The following is a 17,524-nucleotide window of genomic DNA, read 5'->3' on the forward strand; positions in this document are numbered from 1 at the left end:
CGCTCTCGTTCGCTCCGATTGCCCGGCCGGTCCGACCGGTACCGATGGCAATCCGAATCGGCCCATTGAACAACGGATACACCCAAAGACATGTCCGGTCTTCGTCACCATCGCCTGTCGTCGTTCCCGTGCGTCATCGCACTGGTGCTGGCCGTGGCTTTGCTGATGAATCCCGTTCTGGTGACCCTGGGTGACTTCCACATCGAGGTCGAGCACTCGAACGGTATCGCCTACGAGCAGACGTCGTCGGTGCAGCAGGATGACAACGGCTCCCGCCTCCTCGATGCACTGCTGCATATCGCCCATTCCGGTGGCGCTTCATTGGCCACCCTTCCGGCCTTTCTGGTCGTGCCGGCAGCTCCCGCCGCCAGGGTGAAGATCCTGGGCGAAGTGGAGTCTCCGCCTTCCTCTCCCCGCCAAGCCCCTTATCGCCCTCCGATTCCAGCGTGACTCTTGGACTGGCCTATGGCCAGCTTTCACGTTTCTGAATACGCTCGGAGTCATTTCATGCGCTTTCGACCTGCGGCCCATGCCGCTTGTGGCGTGGCATTTCCCTTGGCTTGGCCTGTTACCGCCGCTGCCCGTTTCACCCCGGACGACGCCTTCGCCCGCGTTGCCGCTGCCTGTTTCCGTCCGCGCATCGTCGCCCGCTACGTCGGGCCGCTCGCGGAGAGTCCCGACCGTGCCCGCCTGCGATCAGTCGGTGGCCGCATGAAGGTTCTCGGCGCGTAGCACGCGGCGCTCCACAGGCCTATTCCGCCATGTCGCTGGCACGACATGGCCATGACGATTCTTGCGACGCCTGGCGTCATTCGAGGTTATTTATGAAGAAAAGCCGTCCCCGCTTTCCGTTGAGCGCATGGTCCCTGGCCGTGATGTGCACGCTTGCGCTTACGGTTCAGGCCGCCGATCAACTTGGCCGATTCGCGGTTCCCGAGAGTCAGATCCAAGCCCTCGGCATCCAGACCGCTCCCTTGCAGGGGCAGACGGGTTCGATCAAGTCGAGCTTCCCGGCGCAGGTGGTCGTGCCGACCCAGGCCGAGCAGGTGGTCAGCTCGCCGGTGTCCGGCCTGGTCGCGCAGCTGCTGGTGCTGCAGAACGAGATCGTGCGCCCGGGCACGCCCCTGATCCGCATCGCCAGCCCTGAGCTTGGCCAGCTGCAACTGCAACTGCTGCAGGCCGGCGCCCGCGCCACGCTCGCCCGGCAGGCCTCGCAGCGCGAGCAGGCCCTCTACAGCGAAGGCATCATTGCCCAGCGCCGGGTGCAGGAGGCTCAGGCCGCCCTGAAGGAGGCCGAGGCGGCGCTGCAGCAGGCCAAGGCGGCCCTGCGTCTGAGCGGCATGCCGGCCGAGACCGTCGCCCGCGTCGCCGCCTCGGGCACGCCGCAGGACAGCATCACCCTGACCTCATCGCAGAACGGCATCGTCACCGCGGTGGCGGTCAAGCCCGGTCAGCGGGTCGACAACATGACCGCCTTACTGAACGTCGCGCAGACCGATGTGCTCTGGCTCGACATCCAGCTCCCGGTCACCGAGCGTGCCAACTGGCGGGCCGGAACCAAGGTGATGGCCACCGTGGCCGGGCACGAGACGCAGGCCGAGATCCTGAGCATCAGCCCGACCGTTTCGGCCAACAGCCAGACGGTTCTGCTGCGCGCCGCCATCGACGGCAAGAGCGGGCAGATCCGCCCCGGCGAGTTCGTGACGGTCGAGCTGCCCGTCGCCGCTACGCAGGAAGGATGGGACGTGCCGCTCGCCGCGGTGGCCCACGACGGCGACCAGGCCTACGTGTTCGTTCGCACCGCCGACGGTTTCGAGGCCCGGCCGGTGACGGTCGCCGCCCGGGCCGGGCAACTGGTGCGCGTGCAGGGCGAACTCAAGACCGGCGAGCAGATCGCCGTATCCAGCGTGGTGGCGCTCAAGGGCGCCTGGCTCAATGCCAAGGAGAGCCAATAAATGCTGGCTCGTCTCATCCAGTTCGCCCTGGCGCAGCGCCTGTTCATGCTGATGGCGACGCTGTTCATCACCGCCGCTGGCTGGTATGCCTACAGCGGGTTGCCCATCGACGCCTTCCCGGACGTGTCGGGCACCCAGGTCAAGATCATCATGAAGGCTCCCGGCATGACGCCGGAGGAGGTCGAAAGCCGTATCGCCGTGCCGATCGAGGTGGAAATGCTCGGCCTGCCGAAAACCACGCTCCTGCGTTCGGTGAACAAGTACGGCCTGGTCGACGTGACCATCAACTTCGAGGACGGCACCGACATCTACTGGGCGCGCCAGCAGGTCAGCGAGCGCCTCGGGGGGCTGGTCGGCAACCTGCCCCCCGGCATCGTCGGCGGGATGGCGCCGATCACCACCCCGCTGGGCGAAATGTTCATGTTCACCGTCGACGGCGAGGGGATGTCCCTGGCCGAGCGGCGCAGCCTGCTGGACTGGGTCATCCGCCCGGCGCTGCGCACCGTGCCGGGGGTCGCCGACGTGAACGCGCTGGGCGGCGAGGTCCGCGCCTTCGAGGTGGTGCCCGATCAGCTCAAGATGATCGCCAGCGGCGTGACCGTGACCCAGCTCAAGGATGCGATCCTCGTCAACAACCGCAACGACGGCGCCGGCCGGCTCGGGGAGGGCGACGAGGTGCTGCTGGTCCGCAGCGAGGGCAGCATCAACACCCTGGATGACCTGCGCGAGATCGTGGTCACGAGCAAGGACGGCGCGCCGGTGCGCGTCGGCAGCCTGGCCGAGGTCAAGATCGGCTCGATAACCCGCAACGGCGTGGTGACCCACAGCGGCCAGGGCGAGGCGGTCGAAGGCCTGGTGTTGGGCCTGGCCGGCGCCAACGCGCAACAGGTGGTCGAGGGCGTGCGCAAGAAGCTCGCCGAGCTGCAGCCGACCCTGCCCAAGGGCGTGGAGATCAACAGCTTCTACGACCGCTCGACGCTGGTGACCAAGGCCGTGGGCACGGTGTCCTCGGCGCTGATGGAAGCGACCGTTCTGGTGGTCGTGCTCCTGGTGCTGTTCCTCGGCGATCTGCGTGCGGCCCTGACGGTCGCCCTGGTGCTGCCCCTGGCGGCGCTGATCACCTTCATCCTCATGCGCGTCTTCGGCATGTCGGCCAACCTGATGAGCCTGGGCGGCTTGGCCATCGCCATCGGCATGCTGGTCGACGCCGCCGTGGTGGTGGTGGAGAACGTCGTCCAGCACCTGGCCACCGACCACTCGGGCGGCAAGCTGCCGCGGCTGCACATCATCTACCGTGCGGTGCGCGAGGTCTCGGTGCCGATCACCTCGGGCATGCTGATCATCATCACGGTGTTCCTGCCGCTGCTCACCCTGCAGGGGCTGGAGGGCAAGTACTTCGCCCCGGTGGCGCTGACCATCGTGTTCGCCCTGGGCGGTGCGCTGCTGCTGTCGCTGACGATCATTCCCGTCCTGGCGTCCTTCCTGTTGGGCAAGGTGAAGCACGAGGAGCCCTGGCTGCCGCGCAAGCTGCTGGAATTCTACGAGCCGATCCTCGCCTGGGGCCTCAGTCGCCAGCGCTTTGTCATCGTCGGCGCGGCGGTGATGCTGCTGGCCGCCGGGGTGATCTACACCCAGGTCGGCAAGACCTTCATGCCGGGCATGGACGAGGGTGACCTGATCGTCGGCATCGAGAAGCTCCCGTCGATCAGCCTGGAGGAAAGCGCCGCGCTCGACCTGAAGATCCACAAGGCGATCATGTCGGCGGTTCCGGAGGTGCGCGGCGTCGTCGCCCGCGCCGGCTCGGACGACATCGGTCTCGACCCCATGGGCCTGAACCAGACCGACACCTTCCTGCTGCTGAAGCCGCGCGAGGAGTGGCGGATGGAAACCAAGGACGAACTGATGGAGGAGTTACGCAAGGTGCTCGATCCGATACCCGGCATCGAATACAGCTTCACCCAGCCCATCGAGATGCGTGTGTCGGAAATGGTCATCGGCGTGCGCGGCGACCTGGCGATCAAGATCTTCGGACCCGACCTCGCCCAGCTCAACGAGTACGCGCGGCTGATCGTCGAGCTGCTGAAGACGGTTCCCGGCAACCAGGACGTATACACCGTGCAGAACGACGGCATGCAGTACCTGCGGGTCGCCATCGACCGCCTGCAGGCCGGCCGGCTCGGCCTGAACGTCGAGGAGATCCAGGACGCGCTGCGAGCCCAGATCGAAGGGCAGCGGGCCGGGGTGGTGATCGAGGGCAACCGCCGCACGCCGATCGTGCTGCGCGGCGCCGACGGAATACGCCTGTCGCCGGTCGAGTTCGAGTCGCTGCGGATTACCACTCGGGACGGCAACACCGTTCCCCTGTCTAGCGTCGCCCGTCTGGAGCGGGCGGAGGGGCCGGTGAAGATCGACCGGGAAATGGGCAACCGCTACAGCGTGGTCATCGCCAGCGTCAGCGGCCGCGACCTGGTGGGCTTCGTCGAGGAGGCCAAGGCGCTCGTCGCGCAGAAGCTGCCCCTGGCCACCGGCTACCAGCTCACCTGGGGAGGGCAGTTCGAGAACCAGCAGCGCGCCGCGGCGCGTCTGAGCGTCGTGGTGCCGATCTCGCTGGGACTGATCTTCGTGCTGCTGTTCGCCACCTTCGGCTCGGTACGCCAGACCCTGCTGATCCTCAGCAACATCCCCTTTGCCCTGGTCGGCGGCATCGTCGCCCTGTGGGTCACCGGGGAATACCTGTCGGTACCGGCCTCGGTGGGCTTCATCGCCCTGCTGGGCATCGCGGTGCTGAACGGCGTGATGCTGGTCAGCTACTTCAACCAGCTGCATGGCGAGGGTCTGCCGATCGACCAGGTGGTCGCCCATGGCGCCAAGCGCCGCCTGCGGCCGGTGCTGATGACCGCCTCGATCACGGCGTTCGGTCTGATCCCGCTGCTGTTCGCCAGCGGACCCGGCTCGGAAATCCAGCGGCCGCTGGCCATCGTCGTGACCGGCGGCCTGATCACCGCCACGGCGCTGACCCTGATGCTGCTGCCGATCCTGTACCAGCGTTTCGCCTTCCCGAAACAGGAGGCTTCCCATGTCTGAACTTTGCCTGACATTGCTATGCCCGCCCGAGGTCGAGGAGAAGCTGATCGATCTGCTGCTCCTGATGCCCAACGCGCGGGTCTTCTCCAGTACCGCCCGGTCCGCGCACGGCATGTCCCAGGAGTACATGGACGAGAAGGAGCAGGTGCTGGGCTGGACGCGGACCACCGAGGTTCGCGCGCTCATCACCGCGGACGAGCAGACCGCACTGCTCGAAACGTTGCGACAGCAATTCTCCGGCGTGGGCATCCGTTACTGGACCATGCCGGTCGTCGATTCGGGAGTGATCCTATGAAGTTTCGAAAGCTCCTGATCGGTCTGCTGATCGCTTCGGGAACCGTCCAGGCCGTGGAGCCGCTGAGCCCGCCCGGGCTTCTGCCGATCGAGGTGGCCCGCCCGCTCCTCGAGCAGGATCCGGGCGTCGCTTCTGCCCGGGCCGGACTGGAGGTGGCCCGGCAGCAGGCCGGCATCCTCGAGCGCTCGCCCCACGAATGGAACATCAGCGGCCAGTTGAACCAGCGGCACCTGTACAACGCCGACAAGACCTACTCGGAATGGAACGCCAACCTGCAGAAGGGCATCCGCCTGCCGAACAAGGCCGCTGCCGACCGCAGGATCGGCAAGGCCACCGTCGACGAGTCCTTCGCTGCCTACGGTGCGGCGCTGATCCAGTCGTCCCGTGAACTAATCGTCCTCTGGGTGGATTGGCTGGCGGCGGAGCGTGGCCACGAGCTGGCCAAAAGCAATCTGAAATCGGCCCAGGCCAATCTCGATGCGGTGGAGAAGCGTTCCCGCGCCGGCGACGCCTCGCAGCTGGACGTGAGCCTCGCCCGCGCCGAACTGGCCGACCAGAGGCGACTGGAGAACGACGCCAAGACCCAGGCCGACGCGACCTGGTCGCTGCTGTCCACCCGTTTCCCCGGGCTGGAGCGCCGTGGCGCGACGCTACCCGAGCCGCTGCCGATCAAGGAGGAGGCTTCCTTGTGGCGTCAGCGTGTCATCGGCGAAAGCCACGCCCTGCAGGTCATGCAGGCGCGTACGCGCAACGCCCAGGCCCAGGCCGACCGGGCGAGGGCGGACAAGATCCCCGACCCGACCCTCGGCGTCTACTCGGCTTCGGAGAACGGGCACGAGCGAGTCTTCGGCCTGACCTTCAGCGTGCCGATCCCCACCGGCCTGCGCAGCGCGAACAGCGCCAAGGCCCTGGCGGCCGTCGAGGTCTCCCGCCAGGACGAGGAGCTCGCCAAGCGCCAGCTGGAGGCGGCGATCGCCGGTGCCGTGGCGACGGCCCGGGGCTCCTACGAGAGCATGCAGATCGCCAAGGAAGGCGCCGCTTCCATGCAGGAGAACGCCAAGCTGATGCAGCGGGCCTACGCTCTCGGCGAAGCGGAGCTGCAGGCTATGCTGATCTCCCGTCGCCAGGCGAATGCGGCGCAGAGCAGCGCGCTGCAGGCACAGGTCGCGGCGCTCAAGGCCTACTACGGATTGCTGGCCGACGCCCAACTGATCTGGGGACTGGACAGCGACTAACGCAGCACGGCTCTGCGGAGCCCGGCCGGGTCTGCCGAGACCCGCGCCGGGCTTTTTTTCGTCGTCGCTTCAGCGCCGGCTGCGCTTTGGATCAGGATTCCGGGGGGAGGGGGAGGCGCTGGCCGGCGATGGCCAGGGCCAGATGGCCGAGGCCGTTCCAGGGATCGCCCTCGGCCTGGCCCTTGATCTGCGCGTCGATCCGCTGGGCTTCCAGCAGCAGCTGGTTCCAGGGTGCGGAGGAGTGCCGCTGCAGGGCCTTGGCGAGCAGCGGGCGGCGTTTCTCCCAGACCGGCGGACGGGCCTGGGCGAAAGCCCGCTCCAGCGGCACGCCCTGGCCGTACTGCAGGGCCAGGCTGGCGAGCAGGCGCAACTCGCGGGCCAGCGCCCAGAGGATCACCGGGGTCTCCACGCCTTCGCCGCGCAAGCCGTCGAGCATGCGCAGGGCGTGGGCGGCCTCGCCCCTGAGGGCGCAGTCGATCAGGCCGAAGACGTCGAAGCGGGCGCTGTCGGCGACCGCCGCCTGCACCGTGTCGACGTCGAGCTGATTGCCTTCGGCGAGGAGCTTGAGCTTCTCCACCTCCTGGGCAGCGGCCAGCAGGTTGCCCTCGACGCGGGCGGCTATCAGCTCGAGCGCCTCCTGGCTGGCGGAAAGCCCGGCCTGGGCCAGGCGCTGGCGGATCCACTGGGGCAACTGCTGGGCGTCGATCGGCCAGATCTGCACGAACTGCACCTGCGGCCCGTCGAGCAGGGCCTTGGCCCATTTGCTCTTCTGCCCGCTGGCGTCGAGCTTGGGCAGGTCGATCAGCAGGACGGTATCCTCGGCGGGGCGCTGCAGGTACTCGAGGATGGCCGCGGCTCCCTTGTCGCCGGGCCTGCCGGAGGGAAGGCGCAGCTCCAGCAGACGCTTCTCGGCGAATAGCGAGAGGCTGGCGCCAGCCTCGTACAATTGGCCCCAGTCGAAGCTGGCATCGGCGTTGAACACCTGGCGCTCGCCGAAACCCTGGGCGCGCGCCGCGCTGCGGATGGCGTCGGCGGCCTCCTGGCAGAGCAGCGGTTCGTCGCCGCTGACCACGTAGACGGGCGCCAGCGGGCCCTTGAGCTGCTTGGCGAGTTGTGCGGGGGATATCTTCATGGGGAAAGACGGGCCGCCGAGACGGCCCGATCACGTCACTTCTGCTGCTGTCTCAGCAGGTCGATCGGCGACTGCTGCGGCGCGTTCTGCTGGCGGTCGGCTTGCTCCTGGAGCTGCTCCTCGATGCGGGCCTGTTCTTCGGCCTTCTGCTGCAGCTGCTCGAGCTTGCTCGGGGTGAGCTGCTGCAGACGCATCATGGTCTGCTGGACCAGCTCGTTGCGCATCTCGTCGCTCAGTTGCTTGGCCTGCTGGTTGGAGCCGGTGATGTTGTTCTGGTCGTACATGTAGACCCGGCGCGCCGTCACGGTGCTGCCGGTCAGCGGCAGGTCCTGCTTGCCGTGCAGTTCGTACTGCAGTTCGCTGATCAGCTCGTACTCGGAGCCGCGTCCGGAGGTGGTGTAGCTGGCGATGCGCTGCCGCTGTCCCTCGCGGACCAGGACCAGTTCGTAGGGTGCCCCGGCATGGATCTTCACATGGTTGGCCTCAAGCTGCTCGCGCAGCAGGCGGACGGTTTCGCCATAGGCGTTGCGTGCGCTCAGGTCGAGTTCCTTGATGGCGAACTGGCCGCCCTGGCCGGTGCCGCGCAGGTGGAAGCCGCAGGCACTGAGCAGACTGGCCAGGCCGAGGACCAGCAGTCCCTTCTTGATCATCTTGCATTCCCCTTCGAGAGGGCCCGGCCGGCTTCGCGCCGCCGGGCCGGAGCGTCAGTTGGCGACGATGTTGACCAGCTTGCCGGGTACCACGATGACCTTGCGGATGGCCAAACCCTCGGTGAAGCGCAGGACGTTCTCGTTGCCCCGGGCGGTGGCCTCGATTTCCTCGCGGGAAGCGCTGGCCGGCACCTGGATTTCTCCACGCAGCTTGCCGTTGACCTGCACCACCAGGGTCAGGTTGTCCTGCACCAGGGCGGATTCGTCCACCGCCGGCCACGGGGCGTCGATCACGGCACCGCTCTTGCCGAGTTCACGCCAGAGTTCGTGGCTGATGTGCGGGGTGATCGGCGCCAGCAGCAGGACCACCGCTTCCAGGCCTTCCTGGAGCAGGGCGCGGTCCTGTTCGCCGGCGCTCGGCGCCTTCTCCAGCACGTTCATCAGGGTCATCACCGCGGCGATGGCGGTATTGAACTTGTGGTGCTGGCCGACATCCTGGCTGGCCTGCTTGATGGCCAGGTGGATAGCGCGGCGGATTTCCTTCTGTGCGTCGCTCAGCGCGGCCTTGTCCAGAGCGCCGGGCAGGCCGGCGCCGACGTGGGCATGGGCCAGACGCCAGACCCGGCGCAGGAAGCGGCTGGCGCCTTCGACGCCGGCGTCGGACCACTCCAGGCTCATGTCCGGCGGCGAGGCGAACATCATGAACAGACGGCAGGTGTCGGCGCCGTACTGGTCGATCATCGCCTGTGGATCGACACCGTTGTTCTTCGACTTGGACATCTTCTCAGTGCCGCCGATCTCCACCGGCAGGCCGTCGGACTTGAGCTTGGCGCCGACGACCTTGGCCTTGGCGTCGCGCTCGACGATCACGTCGGCTGGATTGAACCAGTCCTTGCCGCCGTTCTCCAGGTGGCGGTAGTAGGTCTCGGCGACCACCATGCCCTGGGTCAGCAGGTTCTTGAACGGCTCGTCGCAGGACACCAGGCCCTCGTCGCGCATCAGCTTGTGGAAGAAGCGCGCGTAGAGCAGGTGTAGGATGGCGTGCTCGATGCCGCCGATGTACTGGTCCACCGGCAGCCAGTGGTTGGCGGCCTGCGGGTCGACCATGCCCTTGTCGTACTGCGGCGAGGCGTAGCGGGCGTAGTACCAGGACGACTCGACGAAGGTGTCCATGGTGTCGGTTTCGCGCTTGGCGGGCTTGCCGCACTTCGGGCAGCTGCACTCGTAGAATTCCGGCATCTTGGCCAGCGGGCTGCCGGTGCCGTCCGGCACCACGTCCTCGGGCAGCACCACCGGCAACTGATCCTCCGGCACCGGCACGTCGCCGCAGGACTCGCAGTGGATGATCGGGATCGGGCAGCCCCAATAGCGCTGGCGGCTGATGCCCCAGTCGCGCAGGCGGAACTGGGTCTTGCGCGCGCCATGGGCGGCGCTTTCCAGATCGGCGACGATGGCGTCGAAGGCGGCCTCGTAGGTCAGATCGTTGTATTTGCCGCTATTGATGGTGATCAGTGCTGGATCGTTCTTCCATGCGTACCACTCTTTCCATTCGGAGATATCCACTTCCTCGAAAGAGTCAACGGGATGCTTGGTATCCCACGGCTTATCGCCCATCTTCTGCAGCTTGTAGACGGCTTTGATCGGCAGGCCGTACTTGTTGGCGAATTCGAAGTCGCGCTCGTCGTGGGCCGGCACTGCCATCACCGCGCCTTCGCCGTAGCCCCAGAGCACGTAGTTGGCGACGAACACCGGCAGCTTGTCGCCGGTCAGCGGGTGGACGACGAACTGGCCGGTGGCCATGCCCTTCTTCTCCATGGTGGCCATGTCGGCCTCGGCCACGGAGCCGGCCTTGCACTCGGCGATGAAGGCCGCGAGCGCCGGGTTGGTCGCAGCGGCGCGCTGGGCCAGCGGGTGCTCGGCAGCGACGGCGACGTAGGTGGCGCCCATCAGGGTGTCCGGACGGGTCGAGTAGACCTTGAGCTGGCCTTCCTCACCGACGCTGGCGACGTCGTAGTCGAAGACGATATCGGCACCGAAGCTCTTGCCGATCCAGTTGCGCTGCATGGTCTTGACCTGCTCGGGCCAGCCGTCGAGGGTGTCGAGGTCGGCGAGCAGCTCTTCCGCGTAGGCGGTGATGCGGAAGTAGTACATCGGGATCTCGCGCTTCTCGACCAGCGCACCGGAGCGCCAGCCGCGGCCATCGATCACCTGCTCGTTGGCCAGTACGGTCTGGTCCACCGGGTCCCAGTTCACGGTACCGTTCTTGCGGTAGATGACGCCCTTTTCGAACAGCCTGGTGAACAGCCACTGCTCCCAGCGGTAGTACTCCGGCTTGCAGGTGGTGACTTCGCGCGACCAGTCGATCGCCAGGCCCAGGCTCTTGAGCTGGGACTTCATGTAGGCGATGTTCTCGTAGGTCCACTTGGCCGGCGCCACCTGGTTCTTCATGGCGGCGTTCTCCGCCGGCATGCCGAAGGCGTCCCAGCCCATGGGCTGCAGCACGTTCTTGCCCTGCATGCGCTGGTAGCGCGCGATCACGTCGCCGATGGTGTAGTTGCGCACGTGGCCCATGTGCAGCTTGCCGCTGGGGTAGGGGAACATCGACAGGCAATAGAAGGTGTCCTTGCCCGGCTGCTCTCTCACTTCAAAGGATTGGTTCGCCTCCCAATGGGACTGCGCGGCGGCTTCGGTTTCGCGTGGCTGATACTGTTCGTGCATGGTCTGCTGGCGCTGGAAAAAGGGCTTCAGAAAACGGCGTAGCATACATGACGGCATTCGGTCGAGGGAAACGCCGTCATCCGTACTGGCGCCCTGCCGCCGTTGGTCGTGGTGCCCGCCAGGTCGCCAGCGGGGCGCTAAGCTCAAGACAGGGAGCCCGGTGCGTCCCTGCGTCGAGGTGCGGTATGAGCCAGGCACGAGCAGTCGGTGGTCTTTACGAGCGCTTGATCCAGCGGCTTGCCCTGGCCATCCACGAAGCGGAACAGGCCCGCAGCCAAGCTCCGGAGGACTCCGGCGAGTTGGAGCTGCGCGGTCTGTCCCTTGCCGAAATGGCCTGGATCCAGGCCTACCTGTCCCAGGACCTGCAATGGTTGCGCGGCTGGCATGCCGCCGCCGAGGAGCTGGCGTTGCTCGAACGGCAAGGATGCGAGGCGGATGCGCCTGCGGCTATCAGAGCAACGAACCGGCCGTCCGGCGATTCCCCCGTCCTGTTCTGCGCCTGCTGCGGCAGTCCGGTACGGATGAGTGCCGATAGCGCTCCGGCCTGTCCCGTCTGCACTTCGCAGGTATTCCGCGCCGGCCGTCGCCGCTGAGTTTATCTGTTAGCCTTCGCGGCACCGTCCGGAGGTGCCCGATGCCGCTTCGCTATCTGCTCAAACATCTCGTCCTGCCCCCGTCCGGCCTGTTGCTGCTGCTGGTGTTCGCCTGGTGGCTGCGTCGGCGCGTTCCGCGCCTGGCCGTCGCCGGCTTCGCCATCGGGCTGGGCGGGTTGTGGCTGCTCAGCCTGCCGGTCACGGTTGAATGGGCGGCGCGTCTGATCGAGCGCGAGCCGGCGCTGCCGGAAGCCGGTTGGGCGGATCTGGCGCAGCGTGCCGAAGCCATCGTGGTGCTGGGCGGTGGGCGGGAGCAGAACGATCCGGCCTGGGGCGGCGACCAGCCGAGCCCGATGGCGCTCGAACGCCTGCGCTACGCAGCGCGCCTGGTCAGGGCTTCCGGCTTGCCGCTGCTGGTCAGCGGCGGCCTGCATTTCGGCCGGCCGCCCAGCGAGGCGGCGTTGATGGCCGAGGTGCTGGAGCGCGACTTCGGCGTGCCGGTGCGCTGGCGGGAGGAGTCCAGTAGGACCACCTGGGAGAATGCCGCCGGCACGGCCGAACTGCTGCAGCGCGAAGGCATCCGCCGGATCGTGCTGGTGACCCAGGCCTGGCACATGCCGCGGGCGCGCTGGAGTTTCGAGGCGGTCGGTTTCGAGGTGGTGGCGGCCCCGGCCGGCTTCCTCGGCGTGCCGAACGGACGCCCGCTGGGCGGCTGGCTGCCGGAAGCCAAGGCGGCCTGGCAGAGCGGTCTGCTGCTCAACGAGGCGCTCGGTGAGCTGCTCTATCCCTATCTGTACCGCTAGGGGCGAAAAGAAAGAGCCCGGCACGGGGCCGGGCTCTTTCATGTATCGCAGCAGGGCCGGATCAGTTGCCGTACACCGGGAACTTGGCGCAGATCGCCTTGACCTTCTCGCGCACGGCGTCGATCACCGCTTCGTTGTTCAGGTCGGCGAGGATGTCGCAGATCCAGCTGGCCAGCTCGCGACACTCGGCTTCCTTGAAGCCGCGGGTGGTCACGGCCGGGGTGCCGATGCGCAGGCCCGAGGTGACGAAGGGCGAACGCGGATCGTTCGGCACGCTGTTCTTGTTCACGGTGATGTAGGCGCGGCCCAGGGCGGCATCCGCATCCTTGCCGGTGATGTCCTGCTTGATCAGCGAGAGCAGGAACAGGTGGTTCCGGGTGCCGCCGGACACCACGTCGAAACCGCGCTCGATGAACACCTGGGCCATGGCCTGGGCGTTCTTCACCACCTGCTGCTGGTATTCCTTGAACTCGGGCTGCAGGGCTTCCTTGAAGCACACGGCCTTGGCCGCGATCACGTGCTCCAGCGGGCCGCCCTGGGCGCCTGGGAAGACCGCAGCGTTGAGCTTCTTCTCGATCTCCTCGTTGGCGCGGGCCAGGATCAGGCCGCCGCGCGGGCCGCGCAGGGTCTTGTGGGTGGTGGTGGTGACAACGTCGGCGAAGGGCATCGGGTTCGGGTAGACGCCGGCGGCGACCAGACCGGCCACGTGGGCCATGTCGACGAACAGGTAGGCCCCGACCTTGTCGGCGATCTCGCGGAAGCGCGGGAAGTCCAGCACTTGGGAGTAGGCGGAGAAGCCGGCGACGATCATGCGCGGCTTGTGTTCCAGGGCCAGGCGCTCGACTTCGTCGTAGTCGATCAGGCCGTCGCTGTTAATGCCGTACTGGATGGCGTTGTACAGCTTGCCAGAGGAGCTCACCTTGGCGCCGTGGGTCAGGTGGCCGCCGTGGGCCAGGCTCATGCCGAGGATGGTGTCGCCCGCGTTGAGCAGGGCCAGGTAGACGGCGCTGTTGGCCTGGGAGCCGGCGTGCGGCTGGACGTTGGCGTAGTCGGCGCCGAACAGCTGCTTGGCGCGGTCGATGGCCAGCTGCTCGACGATGTCGACGTATTCGCAGCCGCCGTAGTAACGCTTGCCCGGGTAGCCTTCGGCGTACTTGTTGGTCAGCACCGAGCCCTGCGCTTCCATCACCGCCGGGCTGGTATAGTTTTCCGAGGCGATCAGCTCGATGTGTTCTTCCTGACGCCGAGCTTCTTGCTCCATGGCGGCAAACAGATCGGCGTCAAAGCGGGCGAGGGTCAAATCACGGCTGAACATGGCAGTCCCCTGGAAATCAGCTGGGCGGGAAAAAAAGAACGCGAATTCTACCCTATCCGTAAAGAACAGGCATATGAAAGGCGATCATCCGCCCGACGAATACAATTAAAGCAGCAGTTGATCAGAGCCCGCCCCGTATCTGCTCTTGCGCATCACCGCCGTTTGCCCTGCCCGGAGCATTCGGGTAGCTTTGCCGCTCGCGCGCGGGGTGCGGGCAGGCTGCTGTGCACAGGCCCGGGATCGGTCGTTCCCCGGCAAGTCTTCTATATATTTCTCTTCTGGCATTCAGATCCAAGGTCATCCATGGCTCAATACGTCTACACCATGCATCGGGTCAGCAAAGTCGTGCCCCCGAAGCGTGAAATCCTCAAGGACATCTCCCTGTCGTTCTTCCCCGGCGCCAAGATCGGCGTGCTCGGTCTGAACGGCGCGGGCAAGTCGACCCTGCTGCGGATCATGGCCGGGGTCGACACCGAGTTCGACGGCGAGGCCCGGCCGATGCCCGGCATCAAGGTCGGCTACCTGCCGCAGGAACCGCAGCTGGCCCCGGAGAAGACCGTGCGCGACATCGTCGAAGAGGCGGTGGGCGAGATCAAGCAGGCCCAGGCCCGGCTGGATGAGGTCTACGCCGCCTACGCCGAGCCGGACGCCGACTTCGACGCCCTGGCCGCCGAGCAGGCCAAGCTGGAGGCCATCCTCCAGGCCGCCGACGGCCACAACCTGGAGCGCCAGCTGGAAGTCGCCGCCGACGCCCTGCGCCTGCCGCCGTGGGACGCGAAGATCGAGCACCTCTCCGGCGGCGAGAAGCGCCGCGTGGCGCTCTGCCGCCTGCTGCTGTCGGCGCCCGACATGCTGCTGCTGGACGAACCGACCAACCACCTGGACGCCGACTCCGTGGCCTGGCTGGAGCACTTCCTCCACGACTTCCCCGGCACCGTGGTGGCCATCACCCACGACCGCTACTTCCTCGACAACGTCGCCGGCTGGATCCTCGAACTGGACCGCGGCCACGGCATCCCCTTCGAGGGCAACTACTCCCAGTGGCTGGAATCCAAGTCGGCTCGTCTGACCCAGGAAGCCAAGGCCGAAGCCGCCCACGCCAAGGCCATGAAGGCCGAACTGGAGTGGGTGCGCCAGGGTGCCAAGGGCCGCCAGGCCAAATCCAAGGCGCGTCTGGCGCGCTTCGAGGAGATGCAGTCCCAGGAATTCCAGAAGCGCAGCGAGACCAACGAGATCTACATCCCGGCCGGTCCGCGCCTGGGCGACAAGGTCATCGAGTTCAGCCACGTGCGCAAGGGCTACGGCGACCGCGTGCTGATCGACGACCTGTCCTTCGCGGTGCCCAAGGGCGCCATCGTCGGCGTGATCGGCGGCAACGGCGCGGGCAAGTCGACCCTGTTCCGCATGATCCTCGGCAAGGAGACGCCGGACGCCGGCACCATCGACATCGGCGAGAGTGTGCAGATCGCTAGCGTCGACCAGAGCCGCGACAACCTGGACGGTAGCAAGACCGTGTGGGAGCAGGTGTCCGACGGCTTCGAGCAGATCAAGATCGGCAACTACGAAGTCCCGTCACGCAGCTACGTCGGTCGCTTCAATTTCAAGGGCGCCGACCAGCAGAAGTTCGTCAAGGATCTTTCCGGCGGTGAGCGCGGCCGCCTGCACTTGGCCCTGACCTTGAAGCAGGGCGGCAACGTGCTGCTGCTGGACGAACCGTCCAACGATCTCGACGTGGAAACCCTGCGTGCCCTGGAAGAGGCGCTGCTGGACTTCCCCGGCTCGGCCATCGTGATTTCCCACGACCGTTGGTTCCTCGATCGCATCGCCACCCACATCCTCTCCTACGAGGACGACGGCAGCGTGGTGTTCTTCGAGGGCAACTACACCGACTACGAAGCCGACCGCAAGAAGCGCCTGGGCGAGGCTGCCGCGCAGCCTCACCGCGTGCGCTACAAGAAACTGGCGTAAGCCGCTTCACGCAGAACGGGGCCTTCGGGCCCCGTTTTCGTTTCCGCGCTCGGCAGGCGGGCCCGGATCAGTTCATGTTCGGGCAGCTGGTGTCGGGGTACAGGTACTCGATAGCGTTGAGTTCGCCGTGGGAGTCCTCGTACACCATCTGGGCCGGAATGACGCCGCAATAGTTGGGCTCCGGCGGGAAGTACTTGATGCTGACGACTTTCTCGATGTCCAGATGCATCCCGTAGTGGTACGGCTTGACCTCGGGCGCCTCCATGAAGGTCACGATGTCTTCCAGAATGATCGGCTCGTCATCGTCGCTGCGACCGGTGTCCGCCGCCAGGGCCGGGTATACCTGGGCGATGGCGGCCAAGGCCAGGAGAATTCTCGCGGGTTTCAGGATGAATGCCGGCATGGGACGTACCTCCATGGATGTCGGGAAGAACCGGCGCGGGCTGCCGCTTCTCCGGCGATGAGCTGCCCGGGCCGTTCCGCTCGTTCGTCCGCCCTGCCCCGGAAGGCCGGGACACTCGCGACGGCGGAAAGGCGAGGCTTGGTACAAGCAAAGCCCTGCGCCGAGTCATGGTCAAGCGGCCATCACCGAAAGACTCTGTTTCCGGATGCTTCCCGATGCGCCGGACAGGCCGGCCCTATAGTGGTTGGCCGTCCTCGTCGAACTCCAGCCGCGTCACCTCGCCGTCGGCATCGGTGATCTCGGCCAGCCGCAGCGGGCCGTGGTCGTGATAGGCGTAGACATGCTGCAGTTCCAGTTCCCCGTAGACCATCTTCTCCAGCCGGACGAGGCGTTCCCGGGCGTCGAAGTGACCGCGGAAGAAGGTGTTGCGGTTGTGCAGATCCGCTTCGCCGAGTTCGTTCATCAGTTTCAGGGGCAGCTTCACGCCGCTGTAGGTGACGAAGAAGCGGCAGGTGGCGGCGGCCTCGTTGCTCATATCCATTCTCTTTGTATGGTCAATGGGGCGCCATCATCGCATAGGCGGCGACCCGAGCGCTTCGGCGATGCGCTCGACGATGACTTCCGGAGGTTGGCGGATGTCCATCACCAGGGCCTCGCCCGGGTTGGGCGGCTCCAGGGTGGCGAGCTGGTCGGCCAGCAGTTCGGGAGCGAAGAAATGCCCCGTGCGCTGGCGTAGGCGCCGAGCCAGCAGGTCGGGCGGCCCCTGCAGGTAGACCAGGCGCAGGTCGTCGTCCGCACCGCGCAATAGTTCCCGGTAGCGGCGTTTCAGGGCCGAGCAGGCGAAGACGTGATCCCGACCCTGGCGCCGCTGCTCGTCCATGGCGGCACGGATCGCGAGCAGCCAGGGCTGGCGGTCGGCGTCGGTCAGGGCGATGCCGCGGGACATCTTGGCCTTGTTGGCCGGGCTGTGGAACTGGTCGGCGTCGCTGAAGCCGCAACCCAGCCGAGCGGCCAGACGCTCGCCGATGGTGGTCTTGCCGCTGCCGGAAACCCCCATGACCAGGACGATCATCCTCGTGTCCTCCACCGTGCTTCCGAGCAATCTCACCGAGTCCGAGCGGCATCGCAAGCGTTGTTCGCCGAAGGCCAGTGAGGTTTGCGTCTGTTGGTGAACTAATCTGGTGCGAATCGTGCGCTATTTTGGCTCTGTATTTTGGTGGGCTCTGGATTGATCAAGTTTGCGCACCATTTTCCTGACATTCATGTTGCTTCTAGGGTTTTTGATTGTTCGCGTCAAAATGGTTCGTTTTTATGCTTTCGGCACGATAATGGTGCAATCGCGTATTGGTGCTTGGTAAAGTCGCGCCCCCGAT

Annotated in this window: 16 protein-coding genes; 9 read left to right on the plus strand and 7 right to left on the minus strand. The window is 66.4% G+C overall.

Going from position 1 to position 17,524, the window contains the following annotated elements:
- Positions 1-90: 90 nt before the first annotated feature.
- The 6 genes from ACFOJE_RS16175 to ACFOJE_RS16200 all read left to right on the plus strand — a co-directional run bounded on the left by ACFOJE_RS16175 (position 91) and on the right by ACFOJE_RS16200 (position 6,569).
- Complete coding sequence (locus ACFOJE_RS16175) at positions 91-450, plus strand: hypothetical protein (RefSeq protein WP_377815582.1); 360 nt, start codon at positions 91-93, stop codon at positions 448-450.
- Positions 451-555: 105 nt separating this feature from the next.
- Positions 556-732, plus strand: coding sequence for a hypothetical protein (locus tag ACFOJE_RS16180; RefSeq protein WP_377815584.1), 177 nt, complete (start codon positions 556-558; stop codon positions 730-732).
- Positions 733-974: 242 nt separating this feature from the next.
- Positions 975-1,955, plus strand: a complete 981-nt coding sequence (locus ACFOJE_RS16185) for an efflux RND transporter periplasmic adaptor subunit (protein ID WP_377815586.1) — start codon at positions 975-977, stop codon at positions 1,953-1,955.
- On the plus strand, positions 1,956-5,039 hold the full coding sequence (locus ACFOJE_RS16190; protein ID WP_377815588.1) for an efflux RND transporter permease subunit: 3,084 nt from the start codon (positions 1,956-1,958) through the stop codon (positions 5,037-5,039).
- Positions 5,032-5,334 carry a DUF3240 family protein gene (locus ACFOJE_RS16195; RefSeq protein WP_377815590.1) on the plus strand — a complete coding sequence of 101 codons (303 nt, stop codon included), beginning with the start codon at positions 5,032-5,034 and terminating at the stop codon, positions 5,332-5,334. Before ACFOJE_RS16190 ends, ACFOJE_RS16195 begins: the two co-directional genes overlap by 8 nt.
- The gene (locus ACFOJE_RS16200; RefSeq protein WP_377815591.1) at positions 5,331-6,569 is read left to right on the plus strand and encodes a TolC family protein; all 1,239 of its coding nucleotides are present in this window, start codon (positions 5,331-5,333) and stop codon (positions 6,567-6,569) included. The genes ACFOJE_RS16195 and ACFOJE_RS16200 overlap by 4 nt, the downstream gene beginning before the upstream one ends.
- A 91-nt stretch (positions 6,570-6,660) precedes the next feature.
- On the opposite strand, the gene holA is transcribed toward ACFOJE_RS16200, so the two are convergent.
- Genes holA through leuS form a run of 3 tightly spaced genes read right to left on the minus strand, consistent with a single transcriptional unit; the run spans position 6,661 to position 11,069 of the window.
- Positions 6,661-7,701, minus strand: a complete 1,041-nt coding sequence (gene holA / locus ACFOJE_RS16205) for a DNA polymerase III subunit delta (protein ID WP_377815593.1) — start codon at positions 7,699-7,701, stop codon at positions 6,661-6,663.
- A 35-nt stretch (positions 7,702-7,736) separates the two neighbouring features.
- The gene (locus ACFOJE_RS16210; protein ID WP_377815595.1) at positions 7,737-8,351 is read right to left on the minus strand and encodes an LPS-assembly lipoprotein LptE; all 615 of its coding nucleotides are present in this window, start codon (positions 8,349-8,351) and stop codon (positions 7,737-7,739) included.
- 54 nt (positions 8,352-8,405) lie between these two features.
- Entirely contained in the window at positions 8,406-11,069 is a 2,664-nt protein-coding gene (gene leuS, locus ACFOJE_RS16215) for a leucine--tRNA ligase (RefSeq protein WP_377816321.1), read from the minus strand.
- Between the two features lie 185 nt (positions 11,070-11,254).
- On the opposite strand from leuS, the gene ACFOJE_RS16220 reads away from it, so the two are divergent.
- Positions 11,255-11,662, plus strand: a complete 408-nt coding sequence (locus ACFOJE_RS16220; protein ID WP_377815596.1) for a hypothetical protein — start codon at positions 11,255-11,257, stop codon at positions 11,660-11,662.
- Positions 11,663-11,703: 41 nt separating this feature from the next.
- The gene (locus ACFOJE_RS16225; RefSeq protein WP_377815598.1) at positions 11,704-12,465 is read left to right on the plus strand and encodes a YdcF family protein; all 762 of its coding nucleotides are present in this window, start codon (positions 11,704-11,706) and stop codon (positions 12,463-12,465) included.
- 61 nt (positions 12,466-12,526) lie between these two features.
- Here ACFOJE_RS16225 and glyA read toward each other — a convergent pair whose 3' ends face one another.
- Entirely contained in the window at positions 12,527-13,780 is a 1,254-nt protein-coding gene (gene glyA / locus ACFOJE_RS16230; protein WP_377815599.1) for a serine hydroxymethyltransferase, read from the minus strand.
- Between the two features lie 303 nt (positions 13,781-14,083).
- On the opposite strand from glyA, the gene ettA reads away from it, so the two are divergent.
- Positions 14,084-15,748 (plus strand): energy-dependent translational throttle protein EttA, encoded by a 1,665-nt coding sequence (gene ettA / locus ACFOJE_RS16235; protein WP_377815601.1) that lies wholly within the window; start codon positions 14,084-14,086, stop codon positions 15,746-15,748.
- A gap of 67 nt (positions 15,749-15,815) precedes the next feature.
- Here ettA and ACFOJE_RS16240 read toward each other — a convergent pair whose 3' ends face one another.
- The 3 genes from ACFOJE_RS16240 to ACFOJE_RS16250 all read right to left on the minus strand — a co-directional run bounded on the left by ACFOJE_RS16240 (position 15,816) and on the right by ACFOJE_RS16250 (position 17,223).
- On the minus strand, positions 15,816-16,151 hold the full coding sequence (locus ACFOJE_RS16240; protein WP_377815603.1) for a DUF2790 domain-containing protein: 336 nt from the start codon (positions 16,149-16,151) through the stop codon (positions 15,816-15,818).
- A 235-nt stretch (positions 16,152-16,386) separates the two neighbouring features.
- Entirely contained in the window at positions 16,387-16,686 is a 300-nt protein-coding gene (locus ACFOJE_RS16245; protein WP_377815604.1) for a DUF6156 family protein, read from the minus strand.
- Positions 16,687-16,719: 33 nt separating this feature from the next.
- Positions 16,720-17,223: a gluconokinase gene (locus ACFOJE_RS16250; protein ID WP_377815606.1), complete on the minus strand. Its 504-nt coding sequence runs from the start codon at positions 17,221-17,223 to the stop codon at positions 16,720-16,722.
- Positions 17,224-17,524: the final 301 nt, after the last annotated feature.

Source organism: Azotobacter bryophylli (genome assembly GCF_042643485.1).
Classification (GTDB): Bacteria; Pseudomonadota; Gammaproteobacteria; order Pseudomonadales; family Pseudomonadaceae; genus Azotobacter; species Azotobacter bryophylli.

Coding starts and splice junctions, on each gene's coding strand:
- leuS (WP_377816321.1), bottom strand. CDS start 11,069: ATGCACGAACAGTATCAGCCACGCGAAACCGAAGCCGCCGCGCAGTCC.
- ACFOJE_RS16195 (WP_377815590.1), top strand. CDS start 5,032: ATGTCTGAACTTTGCCTGACATTGCTATGCCCGCCCGAGGTCGAGGAG.
- ACFOJE_RS16200 (WP_377815591.1), top strand. CDS start 5,331: ATGAAGTTTCGAAAGCTCCTGATCGGTCTGCTGATCGCTTCGGGAACC.
- ACFOJE_RS16190 (WP_377815588.1), top strand. CDS start 1,956: ATGCTGGCTCGTCTCATCCAGTTCGCCCTGGCGCAGCGCCTGTTCATG.
- ettA (WP_377815601.1), top strand. CDS start 14,084: ATGGCTCAATACGTCTACACCATGCATCGGGTCAGCAAAGTCGTGCCC.
- ACFOJE_RS16245 (WP_377815604.1), bottom strand. CDS start 16,686: ATGAGCAACGAGGCCGCCGCCACCTGCCGCTTCTTCGTCACCTACAGC.
- ACFOJE_RS16175 (WP_377815582.1), top strand. CDS start 91: ATGTCCGGTCTTCGTCACCATCGCCTGTCGTCGTTCCCGTGCGTCATC.
- ACFOJE_RS16240 (WP_377815603.1), bottom strand. CDS start 16,151: ATGCCGGCATTCATCCTGAAACCCGCGAGAATTCTCCTGGCCTTGGCC.
- ACFOJE_RS16225 (WP_377815598.1), top strand. CDS start 11,704: ATGCCGCTTCGCTATCTGCTCAAACATCTCGTCCTGCCCCCGTCCGGC.
- ACFOJE_RS16250 (WP_377815606.1), bottom strand. CDS start 17,223: ATGATCGTCCTGGTCATGGGGGTTTCCGGCAGCGGCAAGACCACCATC.
- ACFOJE_RS16220 (WP_377815596.1), top strand. CDS start 11,255: ATGAGCCAGGCACGAGCAGTCGGTGGTCTTTACGAGCGCTTGATCCAG.
- glyA (WP_377815599.1), bottom strand. CDS start 13,780: ATGTTCAGCCGTGATTTGACCCTCGCCCGCTTTGACGCCGATCTGTTT.
- holA (WP_377815593.1), bottom strand. CDS start 7,701: ATGAAGATATCCCCCGCACAACTCGCCAAGCAGCTCAAGGGCCCGCTG.
- ACFOJE_RS16210 (WP_377815595.1), bottom strand. CDS start 8,351: ATGATCAAGAAGGGACTGCTGGTCCTCGGCCTGGCCAGTCTGCTCAGT.